The sequence below is a fragment of the Streptomyces sp. NPDC091972 genome (genome assembly GCF_044756385.1).
Classification (GTDB): domain Bacteria; phylum Actinomycetota; class Actinomycetes; order Streptomycetales; family Streptomycetaceae; genus Streptomyces.
In genome coordinates, this window is record NZ_JBIVSV010000019.1 from 22801 (window position 1) to 39902 (window position 17102).

The window sequence follows — 17102 nt, forward strand, 5'->3', positions numbered from 1 at the left end:
GCGGTCCGTTGCCGGGTGCGGCTTCGTCGTGGCCGGTCGCGCGGTTCCGCGCGTCCCTGACAGCGGCACTCCCGGAACCGGTGATCCTATGATCCGTTGATCCGATCGAGGGACTCCACCGCCGCGCTCCGCCGGGAACGTTGCAGAGCGTGAACTAGGCTTTTGGTGCCCGAACCGGGGTCACCGGCGGGCTTTGCGCGTGCGGTGGGACGGGAGTGTGCCCGTGACGGATCAGGCGGTGGACCCAGACGGCGTACGGTTGTCCGGCGAGGGCCAATTCCTGGGGCGGACGCGGGAGTTGAAGGAGCTGCGCGCCGACATCGAGCGGGCGGGACTCGACACGCTCGCCGGCCGCAAGGCACCTCGCGCGCGCGTCCTGCTCATCGCGGGACGCCCCGGCTCCGGGCGCACCGCGCTCGCCGAGGAACTCGTCCGGACGGTCGCAGAAAGTTACGACGGGGTGCTGCGCGTCCGGCTGAGCGAACCCGACGGCACCCCCGTGCCGGTCGCCGACGCCGCCCGGGAACTGCTCACCGCGCTCGACGTACCGGCACCCGCCGGCGCCGCCGAGGACGACCTCACGGCGGTGCTGCGTGAAGCCCTCGCCGACCGTCGCGCGCTGCTCCTGCTCGACGACGCGGTGGCCGCGGAACAGGTGGACGCCCTGATTCCGGACACCCCGGAGTGCCTGGTCGTGGCCGTCTCGGGAGGTCCGCTGACCGGGATCGCGGACGTCCGGCCCTGCACCCTCGGCGGTCTCGACACCAAGGCCGCGCTGGAACTGCTGTCCCGGCACACCGGATCGGTCCGCGTGACCGTGGACCCCCGTTCCGCCGAGAGGCTCGTGGAGGAGTGCCAGGGCCATCCGGCCGCGCTGATGCTGGCGGGGGGCTGGCTCGCCGCCCGGCCCAAGGCGGCCGTCGCCGATCTGGCCAAGCAACTGCATGCGGAGAGTGACGAGGGGAGCCCGCTCAGCCGGGTCTTCCGGCTCGTCCACGGCACCCTGCCCGCAGCCGCGGCCCGGACCCTGCGACTGCTCTCCCTCGCCCCGGCCGGCCTCGTCGACCCGCACACCGCCTCCGCGCTCGCCGGCTGCTCGGTGGCCGAGGCCCGCTCCGCCCTGGACGACTTCGTGGCGCTGGGTCTGCTGCACGCCGTGGAGTCCCCGCTGCCGCAGTACGAGGTCCCCGGCTGTCTGCACCCCCTGCTCAGGGCCCTCGCCGACACCCAGGACCGGCCGGGCGAGCTCCGGCTGGCCCGCGCCCGCATGCTGGAGCGGACGGTACGGCTGTTGCAGTCCTCGCGTGTCATCACCGAGACCGACAGCCCCGAGGCCCGGGAGAAGCTCCAGGGCATGCCGCCCTCGGTGCGCTTCCCGAGCCCGCGGGCCGCCGAGGACTGGCTGCGCCTGCGCAGGCCGGCCCTGCTCGCCGCGGCCCGTCTCGCGGTCGCCGACGGGGAGCTGGACACCCTGGCCCGGCGCCTGATGTCGCAGCTCGTGCGCACGATGGTGGCCCACTTCGGGATGAAGGCCGCGGCCCCCGACCTCTACGTCCTGCACGGTCTCGTCCTGGACGTGGCCGAGCGGCGCGCCCTGCCCCGCGAGAAGGCCGCCGCCCTGCTGAACCTCGCCGACCTGGACGCGCAGACCGGCCGCACCCGGGAGGCACTGGTCCGCTACCGGGCGGCCCTGGACGCCGGACGGGAGGCGAACGACCCGTATGCGACCGGCCGCGCGATGGAATCCGTAGGCGGCGCGTACCTGGAGCTCGGGGACTACGAGCGGGCCGCCGACTGGTTCGGCCGGGCCCTCGCCCAGCGGCTGGCCCGCGGCGAGAAAGAGGAGGCCGCCCGGCTGTACGGCCGTATCGCCGCCGCCCACACCTGTGCGGGCCACTACGGCGAGGCGGTCAGGAACTGGCGGGCCGCCCTTGCCGGGCACCGCAGGAACGGCGATGTGCCCGCCCACGCACGGGCGTTGAGCGAGCTCGCCCGGGTCCAGGAGTACGCCGGACACCCCGAGGAGTCGCTGCGCACCTGCCAGGAGGCCGTGGAGTGGGCGCGGCGCGCCGAGGACCTCCGGCTGCTGGCCGCGCTCCAGGTCAGGCTCGCGGACACGCTGGACCGCCTCGGCGATCCCGCGGCCGCCCGGCTGCACCGCGGCGCCGCCGAACGCCTGCTGGGACAGGAGCTTTCCGGGGGAGAAACCGGCCCCCAGCAGGTCGAGGACCCGAAACAAGGCGAGAATGCCTGCGAAATCCGCAGTACATCCGCTGAAGATTGATGCAATGAAAGGCTAGACAGCGGGAACACCTTCATTAGACTGGCTCTGCCGCACCTTCTCCTGCGGTGTCTCCTGGTGTGCCCACGCATGCCCGGGTATGTGTTGTATTGCCCCACACACTCTCTGAGCCAAGGACCGTGATCCACGTGAAGGTCGGCATCCCCCGCGAGGTCAAGAACAACGAGTTCCGGGTGGCCATCACCCCCGCCGGTGTGCACGAGCTCGTGCGCCACGGCCACCAGGTCGTCATCGAGCGCGGCGCCGGCATCGGCTCCTCGATCCCGGACGAGGAGTACGTCGCCGAGGGCGCGCAGATCCTGGACACCGCCGACGAGGTGTGGGCCGCGGCCGACCTGCTGCTGAAGGTGAAGGAGCCGGTCGCCGAGGAGTACCACCGCCTGCGCAAGGACCAGACGCTCTTCACCTACCTGCACCTGGCCGCCTCCAAGGAGTGCACCGACGCGCTCATCGAGTCCGGCACCACCGCGATCGCCTACGAGACCGTCGAGCTGCCCTCCCGGGCGCTGCCGCTGCTCGCCCCGATGTCCGAGGTCGCGGGCCGGCTCGCCCCGCAGGTCGGCGCCTACCACCTCATGCGCTCGGTCGGCGGCCGCGGTGTCCTGCCCGGCGGTGTCCCCGGCACCCAGCCCGCGCGTGCCGTCGTCATCGGCGGCGGTGTCTCCGGCTGGAACGCCACCCAGATCGCCGTCGGCATGGGCTTCCACGTCACGCTGCTCGACCGGGACATCAACAAGCTGCGCGAGGCCGACAAGGTCTTCGGCACCAAGGTCCGGGCGATCATGTCCAACGCCTTCGAGCTGGAGAAGGCCGTCCTGGACGCCGACCTCGTGATCGGCGCGGTGCTCATCCCGGGCGCCAAGGCCCCGAAGCTGGTCACCAACGAGCTCGTCTCCCGGATGAAGCCCGGAAGTGTCCTTGTCGACATCGCGATCGACCAGGGCGGCTGCTTCGAGGACTCCCGCCCGACCACGCACGCCGAACCGACCTTCCAGGTCCACGACTCGGTCTTCTACTGCGTGGCCAACATGCCCGGCGCGGTGCCCAACACCTCGACCTACGCGCTCACCAACGCCACGCTGCCCTACATCGTCGAACTGGCGAACCGCGGCTGGGTGGAGGCGCTGCGCCGCGACCCCGCGCTCGCCAAGGGCCTCAACACCCATGACGGCAAGGTCGTTTACCGGGAGGTCGCGGAGGCGCACGGCCTGGAGCACGTCGAGCTGGAGTCGCTGCTCGGCTGAGCCTGTGACCTCGGCAGAGAGCTAAGTCACCTTTTCGCGAAGGCGATACGTCAACAAGACGCGTCAACGAGGCACATGCGGCCGGACCTTGCCCACAAGGTCCGGCCGGATGTGTGTATGGTCACTTTGCGACTCTCGGTCAACTCGCGTCGAACGTAACCCTTGAACCGATTCGTACACCGGCGAAACCTGCCGTGCGACTGCCGTACGCCCTTGACAGCGGGATGTTTCATTGCCGACACATCCTGCCGGGTCCGGCGGATTGTGTTGCTGTGAACACCCGACACGCCATAGAGTCGCCAACCGTCGGCATGGTGCCACGCTGACCTTGTCTAGAAGTTTCCTGGTCACCAAGGAGGTAAGACGACTTGTGAATGAGTCGACATTTTCTCCCGGGGGTGGTCAACCAGGAATGCCTGCCGAGGCCCAGAGCCCCGCAGGGTTCGAGGCTGTCGGCTCCGTCGCGGTGCGCACCTTCGCAGCCCACCAGAGTCCGCAGACCGTGCGGACAGCACACCAGAGCATGGATGGCCATCACGTGAACGCCATGGCCGGCGACGGAAGTGGCGCGCCCCACAACCACTTCGCCGACTACGACGAACTGCCCGAGGGGCACTTCTACGACCCCGACGCCGAGTACGAGCCCGATCCGGAGTACGCGGCCACGCTCGCGCCCGACGCGGCCCGCCAGCGCCGTGAGCGCGTCGGTCCGACGGGCCGGCCGCTGCCGTACTTCCCGATCCCGGGCCCGCTGACCGACCACGGCCCCGCGAAGATCATCGCGATGTGCAACCAGAAGGGCGGCGTCGGCAAGACCACGTCGACCATCAACCTGGGTGCCGCGCTCGCGGAGTACGGCCGGCGCGTGCTGCTCGTGGACTTCGACCCGCAGGGCGCGCTGTCGGTGGGTCTCGGTGTCAACCCGATGGAGCTCGACCTCACCGTCTACAACCTGCTCATGGAGCGGGGCATGGCGGCCGACGAGGTCCTGCTGAAGACCGCGGTCCCCAACATGGACCTGCTGCCGAGCAATATCGACTTGTCGGCGGCGGAGGTCCAGCTGGTCTCCGAGGTCGCCCGCGAGTCGACATTGCAGCGCGCCCTGAAGCCGCTCATGGCCGACTACGACTACATCGTGATCGACTGTCAGCCCTCGCTCGGCCTCCTCACGGTCAACGCCCTGACGGCCGCGCACAAGGTGATAGTGCCTCTGGAGTGCGAGTTCTTCGCCCTGCGTGGTGTCGCACTGCTGACGGAGACCATCGAGAAGGTCCAGGAGCGGCTCAACCCGGAGCTGGAGCTCGACGGGATCCTCGCCACGATGTACGACTCGCGCACGGTGCACAGCCGTGAGGTCCTGGCCCGCGTGGTCGAGGCGTTCGACGACCACGTCTACCACACGGTCATCGGGCGCACGGTGCGCTTCCCGGAGACCACGGTCGCCGGTGAGCCGATCACCACGTACGCCTCCAACTCCGTCGGTGCCGCCGCCTATCGCCAGCTCGCCAGGGAGGTGCTCGCCCGGTGTCACGCCGAGTGAGTCTGCCGGGGGCCGACGAACTGTTCCGTACGACAGGGGGAATGGCGCTCCAGGCGTCCACTCCCCGGCGGGGGGCCAACGGCGAGGCCCGGGTACCGGCTCCCGCGGGGGAGTCCGACGGGGCCGCGGCCGAGGACGCGCCGCAGTCCGTGCCCGCGCAGGGCGGGGACGGTGACGGGGCCGAGCACGTGGCGGCCGACGCCGAGTCCGCGGAGGCGGGCGAGTCCCGTCTCCGGGCCGCTGCCGCCGAGCGCACCGCGCGACGTCAGGAGGCGCAGGAAGGTTCTGCCCCCGCCGCCGGCGCGCAGCCGCGCGGCAAGCGCGGCAGGTCGCCCGCCCGGCGTCCCAGTGGGCGCGAGCGTCACGACGAGAAGATCACCGTGTACGTGTCGGCCGAGGAGCTCATGGATCTGGAGCACGCCCGTCTCGTGCTCCGAGGTGAGCACGGGCTGGCGGTGGACCGCGGGCGGATCGTCCGCGAGGCGGTCGCCGTGGTGCTGGCCGACCTGGAGTCCCGCGGGGACGCGAGCATCCTCGTCCGTCGGCTGCGTGGGCGGTAGCGGTAGCCTGCGGGGGCCATGACCTCGAACGACTCTTCCGTCCCCGGCCCCGGCGGCTCCGCCGGACGCCGGCGTGCGCTGGGCCGGGGGCCGGGCGCTGCGCGGCTTGCGCCGGGGACAGGGGCGATGCCGGTCCCGTCTGAGCCGGAGACCGAGGGCGCGGGGTCTGAGACTGTCCCGGAGCCCGGGGCTCTGCCGGAGCGGGGTCCGGAGCCGGGGGCCGAGCCGGTCGTGGAGACCGGACCCGGGACCGGGCCCGAGCCGGTGGTGGAGGCCGAACCCGGGGCCGGGCCCGAGCCGGTGGTGGAGGCCGAACCCGAGCCTGAGCCCGAGGCCGTTACCGCGCCTGAGGCGGTTACGGCGTCCGAGACCGTCCCGGCGCCCGAGGCCGTCGCGGCGTCCGGGATCGGTCCGGTGCCGGAGATCGGCCCGGCGTCCGAGGCCGCCCCTGCGGGTTCGCGCGAGGGTGAGGCCGACGGGGTCTTCAAGGTCCGGCTCGCCAACTTCGAGGGCCCCTTCGACCTCCTCCTCCAGCTCATCTCCAAGCACAAGCTGGACGTGACCGAGGTCGCGCTCTCCAAGGTCACCGACGAGTTCATGTCCTACATCCGGGCCATGGGGCCGGACTGGGACCTCGACGAGACGACCGAGTTCCTCGTCGTGGCGGCCACCCTGCTCGACCTGAAGGCGGCCCGGCTGCTGCCCGCCGCACAGGTGGAGGACGAGGCCGACCTGGCGCTCCTGGAAGCCCGGGACCTGCTCTTCGCGCGGCTGCTCCAGTACCGCGCCTACAAGCAGATCGCCGACATCTTCAACCGGCGGCTCGACGAGGAGGCCCGGCGCTACCCCCGTACCGTCGGACTCGAACCCCACCACGCGGACCTGCTGCCCGAGGTCGTCATCAGCATCGGGCCGGAGGGGTTCGCGAAACTCGCCGTGAAGGCGATGCAGCCCAAGCCCAAGCCGCAGGTGTACGTCGACCACATCCACGCGCCCCTGGTGAGCGTCCAGGAGCAGGCGGGGATCGTGGTCGCGCGGCTCAGGGAGCTCGGTGAGGCCAGCTTCCGCCTGCTGGTGGAGGACGCCGACGGCACCCTGACCGTCGTGGCGAGGTTCCTCGCACTCCTTGAGCTGTACCGGGAGAAGGCCGTGGCGCTGGACCAGGAGACCGCGCTCGGGGAGCTGCTCGTGCGCTGGACCGGCGGTGAGGGGGAGGCCGAGCCGATGGTGACCGACGAGTTCGACCGACCGCCCGAGCCGCCCAAGGAGGACAAGGCGTGAGCGAGGAGACCACCGAGGTCCCGGCGGGACCGCCGGGCGTCGCCGACCTCGATCTGAAGCCGGCCCTGGAGGCCGTCCTCATGGTCGTGGACGAGCCCGCGACCGAGGAGCACCTGGCGAAGATCCTGGAGCGGCCGAAGCGGCAGATCACCAGGGCGCTGCGGGAGCTGGCCGGCGAGTACGCCGCCCAGGGGCGCGGCTTCGAGCTGCGGCACGTCGCGAACGGGTGGCGGTTCTACACCCGGGCCGCCTACGCCCCGGCGGTGGAGCGGTTCGTCCTGGACGGCCAGCAGGCCCGGCTCACCCAGGCCGCCCTGGAGACGCTCGCGGTGGTCGCCTACCGCCAGCCGGTCAGCCGCAGCAGGGTCTCCGCGGTGCGCGGAGTGAACTGCGACGGTGTGATGCGCACCCTGCTCCAGCGGGGTCTGGTGGCGGAGGCGGGGACGGAACCCGAAACAGGTGCGATCCTGTACGTGACGACGAACTACTTCCTGGAGCGGATGGGCCTGCGCGGTCTGGACGAGCTCCCGGAGCTCGCGCCCTTCCTCCCGGAGGCGGAGGCGATCGAGGCCGAGACCCAGGAGGCCGTACCGTCGTTCGATCCGGACGCCCCGGATTCCGAGGACGCAGACGACAAGACGGAACTTTGATGCGAAGCAGCAGCGGCAGGAACAGCAGCGGAAACAACGGCGGGAGCCGTGGTGGCAACAGCGGCGGCCGCGGTGGGAACAGCGGTGGTCGCGGCGGGAGCACCGGAGGACGCGGCAACTACCGCGGCGCCGGCAACGACCGCGACGACAAGCAGGGCGGCCGGCCGAAGAAGCCCCGCCCCGAGGAGCGCCGCTACGACGTAGGTCCCGGCGCCTCCCCGGACGGCCCGAAGTCGGGGCGCGGCGCCTCGGCGCGCGGCGGTGCCAAGGGCGGGCCGAAGCAGGGCCAGGGCACCGGGCGCGGCCGGTGGGTGCCGGCGACCTCCCGCGAGTACGAGGCGCGGGCCGAGGAGCGCAACCGGGAGCGGTACGCCGGCAAGAAGGACGTGAAGCTCCCCAAGACCTTCCCGGGCGCAGAGCAGGAGGGCGAGCGGCTCCAGAAGGTCCTCGCGCGCGCGGGCTACGGTTCGCGGCGGGCCTGCGAGGAGCTCATCGAGCAGGCGCGGGTCGAGGTCAACGGCGAGATCGTGCTGGAGCAGGGCAAGCGGGTCGACCCGGAGAAGGACGAGGTCAGGGTCGACGGCCTGACGGTGGCGACGCAGTCGTACCAGTTCTTCTCGCTGAACAAGCCCGCCGGTGTGGTCTCCACGATGGAGGACAACGAGGGCCGGCAGTGCCTCGGCGACTACGTCACCAACCGTGAGACGCGGCTCTTCCACGTGGGACGGCTCGACACCGAGACCGAGGGCGTCATCCTGCTCACCAACCACGGCGAGCTGGCCCACCGGCTGACCCACCCCAAGTACGGCGTCAAGAAGGTCTACCTCGCGCACATCGTGGGCCCGATCCCGCGGGACCTGGGCAAGCGGCTCAAGGACGGCATCCAGCTCGAGGACGGGTACGCGAAGGCGGACCACTTCCGGGTCGTCGAGCAGACCGGCAAGAACTACCTCGTCGAGGTCACCCTGCACGAGGGGCGCAAGCACATCGTGCGCCGGATGCTCGCCGAGGCGGGCTTCCCGGTCGACAAGCTGGTCCGGGTCGCCTTCGGCCCCATCACCCTGGGCGACCAGAAGTCCGGCTGGCTGCGGCGGCTGTCCAACACCGAGGTCGGCATGCTGATGAAGGAAGTCGACCTGTAGTCCCTCCCCGCGCGTGTGCGGCCGGTTCCGGAATGCTCCGGGGCCGGCCGATGCGTTTTCGCCCCGCCGCACGTCTGTATTCGTGACGGAGGGAGTGGGGATGGACCAGAGGAACGGCAACGGTGGCGAGGCGTGTCCGGCGGCGCTGGAGGGTTGTGTGCGGCCTGCACGGCCCGGCGGGGTGCCGGGGGAGCGGGAGAGGTCCGGGCGGCCGCTGAGGGGCTGCTGGGGCGCTCCGGCGCAGGTGCGGTCATGAGCGCGGGGGAGTTGCTGGAGCGCTCGCTCGCCTACGCGCTGGGCAGTGTGGCGGGATCACGGCAGGTGGGGCTCGACCGGGGCACGCCGTGCGCCGAATGGGATCTGGGCGAGCTGCTCGGGCACCTCGACGACTCGTTGGACGCGCTGTACGAGGGGCTGAGCGGCGGGCGGATCGGACTGCTCCCGCAGACCGACCGGGTCTGCGGTTTCCGTACACGCGCGTGTGCCGTGCTCGGCGCCTGGGCTGCCGGGCCGCCCGAGGGCGTACTGGTGGGTGGACGCCCGCTGGACGTGCACGTGATGGCCGCCGTCGGCGCCGTCGAGATCACCGTGCACGGCTGGGACGTGGCCCGGTCCTGCGGCCGGCCGCGACCCATCCCGGAGGCTCTCGCGGCCGAGCTCCTGTCCGTCGCCCAGTGCGTGGTGGGGGAGGAGGACCGGGGCGTGCGGTTCGGCGCTCCGGTCGCCGTGCCCTCCGGCGCGCGACCCGAGGCCCGGCTTCTGGGGTTCCTGGGGCGGGACTTCCGAGAGGCCGGCTGACCCCGGGTTCGTGTGCGGCCAGGCTCCGCTCAACGCACTCTTGGGGCTTGCCGAAGCCGGGCGCCCTCTTTATAGTCGTAGTGACTATTGGTCATTCTGACCATAAAGGGGGTGAGCGGGTGTGTCCGTTCCGCCCGGCTACGACAAGTACGCCCACGAACCCTTCGCCGTCACCGTCGACCTCGCCGTCCTCACGGTCGCCGAAGGCGCCCTGCACGTGCTGCTCGTGGAGCGGGGGCAGGAGCCGTACGCCGGACACCGGGCGCTGCCCGGCGGATTCGTGCACCCGGACGAGTCCGCGGAGACCGCGGCCCGGCGCGAACTCGCCGAGGAGACCGGCCTGTCGGACCTCTCCGGGCTGCACCTCGAGCAGGTGCGGACCTACAGCGAGCCCGACCGCGACCCCCGGATGCGGGTCGTCTCCGTCGCGTTCGCCGCACTGCTGCCCGACCCGCCCGAACCGCACGGCGGCAGCGACGCGGCCGAGGCCCGCTGGGTGCCGTACGACCAAGCCGGGCCGCTCGCGTTCGACCACGACCGCATCCTGGCCGACGCCCGCGAACACGTCGGCGCCCAGCTCGAGTCCACCTGCCTCGCCACCGCCTTCTGCCCGCCCGAGTTCACCCTCGGTGAGCTCCAGCAGGTGTACGAGACCGTGTGGGGCAGCGCCCTGGACCGGCCCAACTTCCGCCGCAAGGTGCTCGCCACGCCCGGCTTCGTCGAGGCCGTCCCCGGCGCCGCGCGACTGACCGGCGGCCGCGGCAAACCGGCCGCGCTCTACCGCGCAGGACCGGCCACCGCGCTGCGCCCCCCTCTCCTCCGACCGTCCCCGGAAGGACGCCCCGCATGACCATGATCCTGACCAAGCGCGCCGCCACCGGCACCCTCCTCGGCCTCGCCCTCGGAGACGCCCTCGGCTTCCCGACCGAGTTCAACGACGTGCCGTCGATCCTCGCCAAGTGCGGGCCCTGGCGGGAGATGGAGCTGATCACACCCGCGGTCGTCAGCGACGACACGCAGATGACACTGGCGGTGGGCCGGGGGCTGCGGGCGGCGATGGACCGGGGCGTGCTCGGGCCCGAGATGGCGGAGCCGGTCCGGCGGGAGTTCATAGCGTGGAACCGCTCCCCGGAGAACAACCGCGCCCCGGGCAACACCTGCCTGAGGGCCTGTGACCTGCTGGAGCGCACGGAGCTGCCCTGGCAGTACGCCAGCCAGACCGGCTCCAAGGGCTGCGGCGCCAACATGCGGGTCGCTCCCGTCGGACTCGTCCCGGGACTCAGTGACGAACAGCGGGCGGGTGCCGCCCAGTTGCAGGCCGCGCTCACCCACGGCCATCCGACGGCACTCGCCGCGTCCGACCTCACCGCCCGTGCCGTACGGCTGCTCGCGCAGGGCACCGCACCGGGCGAACTGGTCGCACTGCTGCGGTCGTACGCCCTGGCGAACCGGGGCCAGTACCACGAGCGCTGGCTCGGCGACCTGTGGACGAGGAGCCAGGACCCGACGCCCGGGCAGTTCATCGCGCGGGGCTGGGACGAGTGCCTCGCGGTCCTCGACCGGCTCGGCGAGGCCGTGCGCGGTGCCTCACCCGAGGACGACCCGTGTCTGGCCACCGGAGCGGGCTGGATCGCCGAAGAGGCCCTGGCAACCGGGCTGTTGTGCTTCCTCCAGTTCCCCGACGAGCCGCTGACGGCCCTGCGGCGGGCCGCGTGCAGCTCCGGCGACTCCGACTCGATCGCCTGCCTGACGGGTGCCTTCGCGGGCGCCCATCTGGGAGCGGAGGCGTGGCCCGCCGAGTGGGCCGACCGGATCGAGTACGGCAGCGAGCTGGTGACGCTCGGGGCGCTCTGGGACGCCTGACGCCTCGGCCGGCGGACCTGGCCGGTCGCTGCGGGCTACCGCGGGGGTGTGAGCGGGCGCCGGTACCAGGTGCCCGGCTTACCGCCGAGTTCAGCGGGACCGAATGGGACGAACCCGGCCTTGACCAGAACCCTCCGGGAGGCGGCATTCGCGTGGGCGGTGGCCGCCCGCAGGGTGCGCAGTCCGTACCGGGTCGCCGCCAGGTCGCACAGCTCCAGCACGGTCGCGGTCGCCGTGCCGCGGCCGGCCGCGTGCCGCGCGACCCGGTAGCCCAGCACGGCGGTTCCGTCCTCCAGGTCGTACAGGTTGAACCGGCCCAGCACCGAGCCGTCCCCGGCGACGAGCACATGGAAAACGCAGACGCCGGCCTCCTGTTCGGCCGGCAGGGCGTCGAACCGGTCGGTGAACCGGTCGAAGCAGGCGTCGCCGCGGTCGGAGACCGAGGCGGCGAAGCAGGCGCGGTTCACCAGCTCGAAGGCCAGGACCGCCGGGGCATGACCGGCGTGGAGCCGCTGCAGCTCGGGCACCGCGCGACTCCACCCGGCCGGTGCGCCGGGCCGGAGCCCTAGGCGAGCTCGATCGAGTCCCCGCTGACCTTGATCCGCTTCTCGGGCAGCGGCTGGTCGGCCGGCGGGTTGGCCACCGAGCCGTCGGTGATGTCGAACTTGCTGCCGTGACAAGGGCAGTTGATGGTGCCGCCGGACACGCTGGTCACCTGGCAGCCCTGGTGCGTGCAGATGCTGGAGAAGGCCTTGAACTCGCCCTTCTCCGGCTGGGTGACGACGACCTTCTCATCCTTGAAGATCTTCCCGCCGCCGACCGGGATCTCGCTCGCCTTCGCCAGTTCGGTGCCGGCCTGCACCGAACTCGACCCGGAGTCGCCGTTCTCGTCGCCGTACTCGCCGCAGCCGACGGCCAGCGTGGCCGCGCCCGTCGCGAGGAGGATCGTGCGCCGCGTCGGGCTGTGCGTCATGTCGTGACTCCGAAGGTGCGGAAGAACCAGAGGGCGGAGGTCAACCAGAGGATCGTGAGCGCGGTGAAGACGAGCCCGCCGACGATCGGCAGCAGCCATCCGGGCAGTCGCTCCGAGCGGAGCAGCAGCATCTTGGCACTGAACACGCCGAAGAAGAAACAACCCAGCAGGGAGTGCCACAGAACGCGTGATTCGTACGACTGGAAGCCCAGCGCGTACAGGCAGTGCACCGCGACCGGCACCGCGAGGAGGAACGCCGCCCGGCCGGACCAGCGGTGCAGGGCGGCGGACCAGCTCGGGCCCGGCAGCCTGCCGTACACCATCAGCGCCGAGACGAGCTGTACGAGGGCGAAGAAGAACGCGGCCGTCGCGAGCCACGACTTCACCGCTCCGGTGCTGCTGAACCCGGCGAGGTTGAAGGCCGTCCCCGCCGGGTCGTGGACCTTGCCGTAGGCGCCCAGGGCGACCGCGACCGCGGCGGCGACCAGGGCAGGGACCAGATAGCGGGCCGCGCCGGGGCCGCGCCGGGGCTCGGGCGAGGGCCAGCTCTGGGTGGCCGCATTCGGGTCGACGGTCATGATCGGCTCCCTCGGGCTGGGTCAGGGGGTTACCGGGCGGGCCGTGAGCCGCTGCCCGTCGACCGTCACCGCACCGGTCTGCGGGTCGATCTCCGGTGCCGGGGACGGCTTGCCGTCACGCTTGAGGATGCCGACCTGCTCACCGTCCGGCAGGACGATCCAGCCGCCTTCGATCCTCGCGCCGGCCACGTTGCCGTTCGCCCGGTAGAGCCCGGACGACTTCGCCGTCCGGGCGATGGTGAAGGCGTACCCTCCACTGCCGACGTGGGCCGTGCCGCGGATCTGCCTGGCGCCCTTCACCCCGGCGTCGAGGCTCGCGCCGCCCTTGCCGGTGAGCCGCAGGCTGCCGTCGTCCTCCACGTCGCCCTGGAGCCACGACTCGACGTTGCGGCCGTCGCAGACGTACGCGATCGCCTTGTCGTCGCGCACGGTGATCGCGACCGCCGAGGAGTCGTCGTCCGTGCGGCCCGTGTAGACGCCCTCGGGCACGGCGGTCCGGGCCGGGGACGGACTGGTCGGTGCCGACGGCTGTGCCGGCGCGGTGCCCGGTGACGCCTTGGTGCCGGGCGACGGCTTCCCGGACGCGGACGGCTGCACGGTGGCCGAGGTCGGCTTCTCTCCCGTGGTGGCGTTGAGCGAGAGCATGAACAGGCCGAGCAGCAATCCCGCGAGCAGTGTCAGCAGCGGTCCGGAACGCTTCATGGAAGGGCCTCCCCCGAGGCGGGTTTCCTGCCCATGAGAGCGGACCCGGCATCCCGCGTCCAGAGGCGCACGGGGGCGTTCTCACGCCCAGTGGCGGAACTGCGACATCCAGGTGACATCGGCACGGTCCGGAGGCCGTCTCAGGAGGCGGGCGCCGCGCACCCGCCCCGCGGGGGCTGACTAGGCTGGTCGGACAGAGAGCCGGGTTGTACATCAGCAAGGAGCAAAGCCGTGGCGGTACGAGCGGTCCGGGGCGCCGTCCAACTCGAACGGGACGAGGCCGGCCACATGGACGAGCAGGTCGGGGCGCTGCTCACCGCCATCATGGAGCGGAACGAGCTGACCGCGGACGACCTGATCAGCATCTGGTTCACGGCCACGCCCGACCTGCACAGCGACTTCCCGGCGGCCGCGGCCCGCAAGCTCGGCATCGTCGACGTACCCCTGATCTGCGCACAGGAGCTGGACATCGAGGGCGCCATGCCCCGGGTCGTCCGGGTCCTCGCGCACATCGAGTCCGACCGGCCCCGCGCCGACATCGCGCACGTCTACCTCGGCGCCGCGGCCGCCCTGCGCAAGGACATCGCCCAGTGAGGACCGCACTCGTCATCGGGACCGGGCTCATCGGGACGTCCGCCGCGCTGGCGCTGGCGGGGCGGGGAGTCACCGTCCACCTCGCCGACCACGACCCCGAGCAGGCCCGCACGGCCGCCGCGCTCGGCGCGGGCACGGACGAGGCGCCCGAGGGGCCCGTGGACCTCGCGATCGTCGCCGCGCCGCCCGCGCACGTGGCGGGGGTGCTCGCCGACGCCATGCGGCGGGGCGCGGCCCGCGGGTACATCGACGTGGCCAGCGTGAAGGGCGGGCCCCGGCGGGAGCTGGAGGGCCTCGGACTCGACCTCTCCTCCTACATCGGCACGCACCCGATGTCCGGGCGGGAGAAGTCCGGGCCGCTGGCCGCCTCCGGGGACCTCTTCGAGGGGCGGCCCTGGGTGCTGACCCCGACCCGGGACACCGACACCGAGGTGCTGAACCTCGCGCTCGAACTGGTCTCGCACTGCCGCGCGGTGCCGGTGGTCATGGACGCCGACGCCCACGACCGAGCCGTGGCGCTCGTCTCGCACATGCCCCACCTGGTGTCCAGCATGGTCGCCGCCCGGCTCGAGCACGCCGAGGAGGCCGCCGTACGGCTGTGCGGCCAGGGCATCCGGGACGTGACCCGGATCGCCGCGTCCGACCCCGGTATGTGGATCGACATCCTCTCCGCGAACCCGGGCCCGGTGGCCGATCTGCTCACCGAACTCGCTGGGGACCTGGAGGAGACCGTGCAGGCGCTGCGGGCGCTCCAGTCCGCCGACGAGGCCAAGCGGGGCGAGGGCACGTCAGGGATCGAGGACATGCTGCGGCGGGGGAACGCCGGGCAGGTGCGGGTGCCCGGGAAGCACGGGTCCGCTCCCCGGGTGTACGAGGTCGTGGCCGTGCTCATCGACGACCAGCCGGGGCAGCTCGCGCGGATCTTCGCGGACGCCGGCCGGGCGGGGGTCAACATCGAGGACGTGCGGATCGAGCACGCGACGGGGCAGCAGGCCGGTCTGGTCCAGCTGATGGTGGAGCCGCAGGCCGCACCCGTGCTGTCGGCCGCGCTGCGGGAGCGGGGCTGGTCGATTCGGCAGTGAGGGGATCCGGCGGGAGCCGGTGGTGTGGGGTGCCGGTGGTGTGGGGTGCCGGTGGTGCGGGTTGTGGGTGTCGCCCCGGACGCCCTCGCGGTCGCCGGGCTCCCGCCGTCCCGGCGCCCTCGCGGCCTGTTGCGGCCCTGCCGGTTCCCGTCGAGCCTGCCGCCCTGCGGTGGCGGCGCCCCGGTGTCCGTCCCCGCCCGCCGGACGAGCCTGCCGGCGTCCGGCGCTGACGTCCCGGACTCCGTCCTCGCCTCCGGGCGGTCCTGCCGCTGCCGTACGGCCCCGGTGCCCGTGGACGTCCTCGCCGGCCCCCATGAGACCCCGGCGCCCCCGGACGCCCGGCCCCGGTCGGCGTAGGTCGGCCACGCGTCCGGACGAGTGACGCGCACCCAGTAACCTGGTGCGGGGCACAGTCGCGCCCCCACACCACTCGCCAGACCGCCCCGAAAGGTGTCCCCCCGTGGAAAACGGCGCCGCCCAGCCCGTGATTGTCGCCATCGACGGCCCCTCCGGCACGGGCAAGTCGAGCACCTCGAAGGCTGTCGCCGCGCAGCTCGGGCTGAGCTACCTGGACACCGGCGCCCAGTACCGGGCGATCACCTGGTGGATGGTGACCAACGGGATCGACATCGAGGACCCGACCGCGATCGCCGCCGTGGCCGGGAAGGCGGAGATCGTCTCCGGCACCGACCCGGAGAACCCGACGATCACCGTGGACGGGACCGACGTGGCCGGTCCGATCCGCGGCCAGGAGGTCACCTCCAAGGTCAGCGCCGTGAGCGCGGTGCCCGAGGTGCGGGCCCGGATCACCGAGCTCCAGCGGTCGATCGCGACCTCCGCCGAGAAGGGCATCGTCGTCGAGGGCCGGGACATCGGTACGACCGTGCTGCCCGACGCCGACCTCAAGATCTTCCTCACCGCCTCGCCGGAGGCCCGCGCCGCCCGCCGCAGCGGGGAGCTCAAGGGCGCCGACGTCCAGGCCACCCGCGAGGCCCTGATCAAGCGGGACGCGGCCGACTCCAGCCGCAAGACCTCGCCGCTGGCCAAGGCGGACGACGCGGTCGAGGTGGACACCACCGAGCTCACCCTCGCGCAGGTCATCGAGTGCGTCGTCACCCTCGTCGAGGAGAAGCGGGCCGGGAAGTGACCGTTCCGTCGGAGAAGGGTGCCGAGGTCGGCCGGCGCATCGGCGTCGGGCTGATGTACGGGCTGTGGCGGCCGCGGGTGCTCGGCGCCTGGCGGATGCCCGCCACCGGTCCCGCGATCCTCGCCGTCAACCACTCCCACAACATCGACGGCCCCATGGTCATGGGCGTGGCGCCCCGGCCGACGCACTTCCTGATCAAGAAGGAGGCGTTCGTCGGGCCGTTGGATCCCTTCCTGACCGCCATCGGGCAGGTCAAGGTGGACCGTTCGGGCGCCGACCGCGGGGCGATCACGCGGGCGCTCGACGTCCTCAAGGCCGGCGGGGTCCTCGGGATCTTCCCGGAGGGCACCCGGGGCGAGGGCGACTTCGCCTCCCTGCGCGCCGGGCTCGCGTACTTCGCGGTGCGCAGCGGTGCGCCGGTCGTCCCGGTCGCGGTACTGGGAAGCTCCGAGAAGCCGGGACGGTTGATAAAGGGGCTGCCTCCGCTGCGCAGCCGGGTCGACGTCGTCTTCGGCGACCCCTTCGAGGCGGGCGACGGCAGCGGACGGCGCACCCGCAAGGCGCTCGACGAGGCGACCGAGCGCATCCAGAAGCAGCTCAGCGCCCACCTGGAAAACGCCAGGCGCCTGACCGGGCGCTAGGCGAC

Annotated in this window: 19 protein-coding genes; 15 read left to right on the forward strand and 4 right to left on the reverse strand. The window is 72.3% G+C overall.

The window, feature by feature from the left end; genetic code table 11:
• The first annotated feature begins 223 nt into the window (after window positions 1-223).
• The 10 genes from ACIQJT_RS38300 to ACIQJT_RS38345 all read left to right on the forward strand — a co-directional run bounded on the left by ACIQJT_RS38300 (window position 224) and on the right by ACIQJT_RS38345 (window position 11380).
• The gene (locus tag ACIQJT_RS38300; protein WP_402650222.1) at window positions 224-2284 is read left to right on the forward strand and encodes a tetratricopeptide repeat protein; all 2061 of its coding nucleotides are present in this window, start codon (window positions 224-226) and stop codon (window positions 2282-2284) included.
• A gap of 146 nt (window positions 2285-2430) precedes the next feature.
• Window positions 2431-3546, forward strand: a complete 1116-nt coding sequence (gene ald, locus ACIQJT_RS38305) for an alanine dehydrogenase (protein ID WP_159044427.1) — start codon at window positions 2431-2433, stop codon at window positions 3544-3546.
• Between the two features lie 412 nt (window positions 3547-3958).
• Window positions 3959-5086, forward strand: a complete 1128-nt coding sequence (locus ACIQJT_RS38310) for a ParA family protein (RefSeq protein ID WP_365457283.1) — start codon at window positions 3959-3961, stop codon at window positions 5084-5086.
• Window positions 5071-5646 (forward strand): hypothetical protein, encoded by a 576-nt coding sequence (locus ACIQJT_RS38315; RefSeq protein ID WP_365457286.1) that lies wholly within the window; start codon window positions 5071-5073, stop codon window positions 5644-5646. Before ACIQJT_RS38310 ends, ACIQJT_RS38315 begins: the two co-directional genes overlap by 16 nt.
• A gap of 18 nt (window positions 5647-5664) precedes the next feature.
• Window positions 5665-6927, forward strand: coding sequence for a segregation/condensation protein A (locus tag ACIQJT_RS38320; RefSeq protein ID WP_402650223.1), 1263 nt, complete (start codon window positions 5665-5667; stop codon window positions 6925-6927).
• Entirely contained in the window at window positions 6924-7577 is a 654-nt protein-coding gene (gene scpB, locus ACIQJT_RS38325; RefSeq protein ID WP_365457292.1) for an SMC-Scp complex subunit ScpB, read from the forward strand. The genes ACIQJT_RS38320 and scpB overlap by 4 nt, the downstream gene beginning before the upstream one ends.
• Entirely contained in the window at window positions 7577-8719 is a 1143-nt protein-coding gene (locus ACIQJT_RS38330; protein ID WP_365457295.1) for a pseudouridine synthase, read from the forward strand. The genes scpB and ACIQJT_RS38330 overlap by 1 nt, the downstream gene beginning before the upstream one ends.
• A gap of 252 nt (window positions 8720-8971) precedes the next feature.
• Window positions 8972-9517 carry a TIGR03086 family metal-binding protein gene (locus tag ACIQJT_RS38335; RefSeq protein ID WP_402650224.1) on the forward strand — a complete coding sequence of 182 codons (546 nt, stop codon included), beginning with the start codon at window positions 8972-8974 and terminating at the stop codon, window positions 9515-9517.
• A gap of 121 nt (window positions 9518-9638) precedes the next feature.
• Complete coding sequence (locus ACIQJT_RS38340) at window positions 9639-10367, forward strand: NUDIX domain-containing protein (protein WP_365457301.1); 729 nt, start codon at window positions 9639-9641, stop codon at window positions 10365-10367.
• Complete coding sequence (locus ACIQJT_RS38345; RefSeq protein ID WP_402650225.1) at window positions 10364-11380, forward strand: ADP-ribosylglycohydrolase family protein; 1017 nt, start codon at window positions 10364-10366, stop codon at window positions 11378-11380. Before ACIQJT_RS38340 ends, ACIQJT_RS38345 begins: the two co-directional genes overlap by 4 nt.
• 35 nt (window positions 11381-11415) lie before the next feature.
• Here ACIQJT_RS38345 and ACIQJT_RS38350 read toward each other — a convergent pair whose 3' ends face one another.
• Genes ACIQJT_RS38350 through ACIQJT_RS38365 form a run of 4 tightly spaced genes read right to left on the reverse strand, consistent with a single transcriptional unit; the run spans window position 11416 to window position 13633 of the window.
• Complete coding sequence (locus ACIQJT_RS38350) at window positions 11416-11907, reverse strand: GNAT family N-acetyltransferase (RefSeq protein ID WP_365457307.1); 492 nt, start codon at window positions 11905-11907, stop codon at window positions 11416-11418.
• Between the two features lie 38 nt (window positions 11908-11945).
• Entirely contained in the window at window positions 11946-12353 is a 408-nt protein-coding gene (locus ACIQJT_RS38355) for a Rieske (2Fe-2S) protein (protein ID WP_365457310.1), read from the reverse strand.
• Window positions 12350-12931 (reverse strand): DUF6529 family protein, encoded by a 582-nt coding sequence (locus ACIQJT_RS38360; protein ID WP_402650226.1) that lies wholly within the window; start codon window positions 12929-12931, stop codon window positions 12350-12352. The genes ACIQJT_RS38355 and ACIQJT_RS38360 overlap by 4 nt, the downstream gene beginning before the upstream one ends.
• A gap of 21 nt (window positions 12932-12952) precedes the next feature.
• Window positions 12953-13633, reverse strand: a complete 681-nt coding sequence (locus tag ACIQJT_RS38365; RefSeq protein ID WP_402650227.1) for a hypothetical protein — start codon at window positions 13631-13633, stop codon at window positions 12953-12955.
• A gap of 231 nt (window positions 13634-13864) precedes the next feature.
• On the opposite strand from ACIQJT_RS38365, the gene aroH reads away from it, so the two are divergent.
• From aroH to ACIQJT_RS38390, 5 genes are all read left to right on the forward strand, one after another.
• Entirely contained in the window at window positions 13865-14227 is a 363-nt protein-coding gene (gene aroH, locus ACIQJT_RS38370) for a chorismate mutase (RefSeq protein ID WP_365457319.1), read from the forward strand.
• Window positions 14224-15309, forward strand: a complete 1086-nt coding sequence (locus ACIQJT_RS38375) for a prephenate dehydrogenase (protein ID WP_402650228.1) — start codon at window positions 14224-14226, stop codon at window positions 15307-15309. The genes aroH and ACIQJT_RS38375 overlap by 4 nt, the downstream gene beginning before the upstream one ends.
• A 63-nt stretch (window positions 15310-15372) precedes the next feature.
• Window positions 15373-15666, forward strand: a complete 294-nt coding sequence (locus tag ACIQJT_RS38380; protein WP_402650229.1) for a hypothetical protein — start codon at window positions 15373-15375, stop codon at window positions 15664-15666.
• A 103-nt stretch (window positions 15667-15769) separates the two neighbouring features.
• The gene (cmk, locus tag ACIQJT_RS38385; RefSeq protein WP_365457325.1) at window positions 15770-16456 is read left to right on the forward strand and encodes a (d)CMP kinase; all 687 of its coding nucleotides are present in this window, start codon (window positions 15770-15772) and stop codon (window positions 16454-16456) included.
• A gap of 53 nt (window positions 16457-16509) precedes the next feature.
• Window positions 16510-17097, forward strand: coding sequence for a lysophospholipid acyltransferase family protein (locus ACIQJT_RS38390; RefSeq protein ID WP_365457983.1), 588 nt, complete (start codon window positions 16510-16512; stop codon window positions 17095-17097).
• The last annotated feature ends 5 nt before the right edge of the window (window positions 17098-17102 follow it).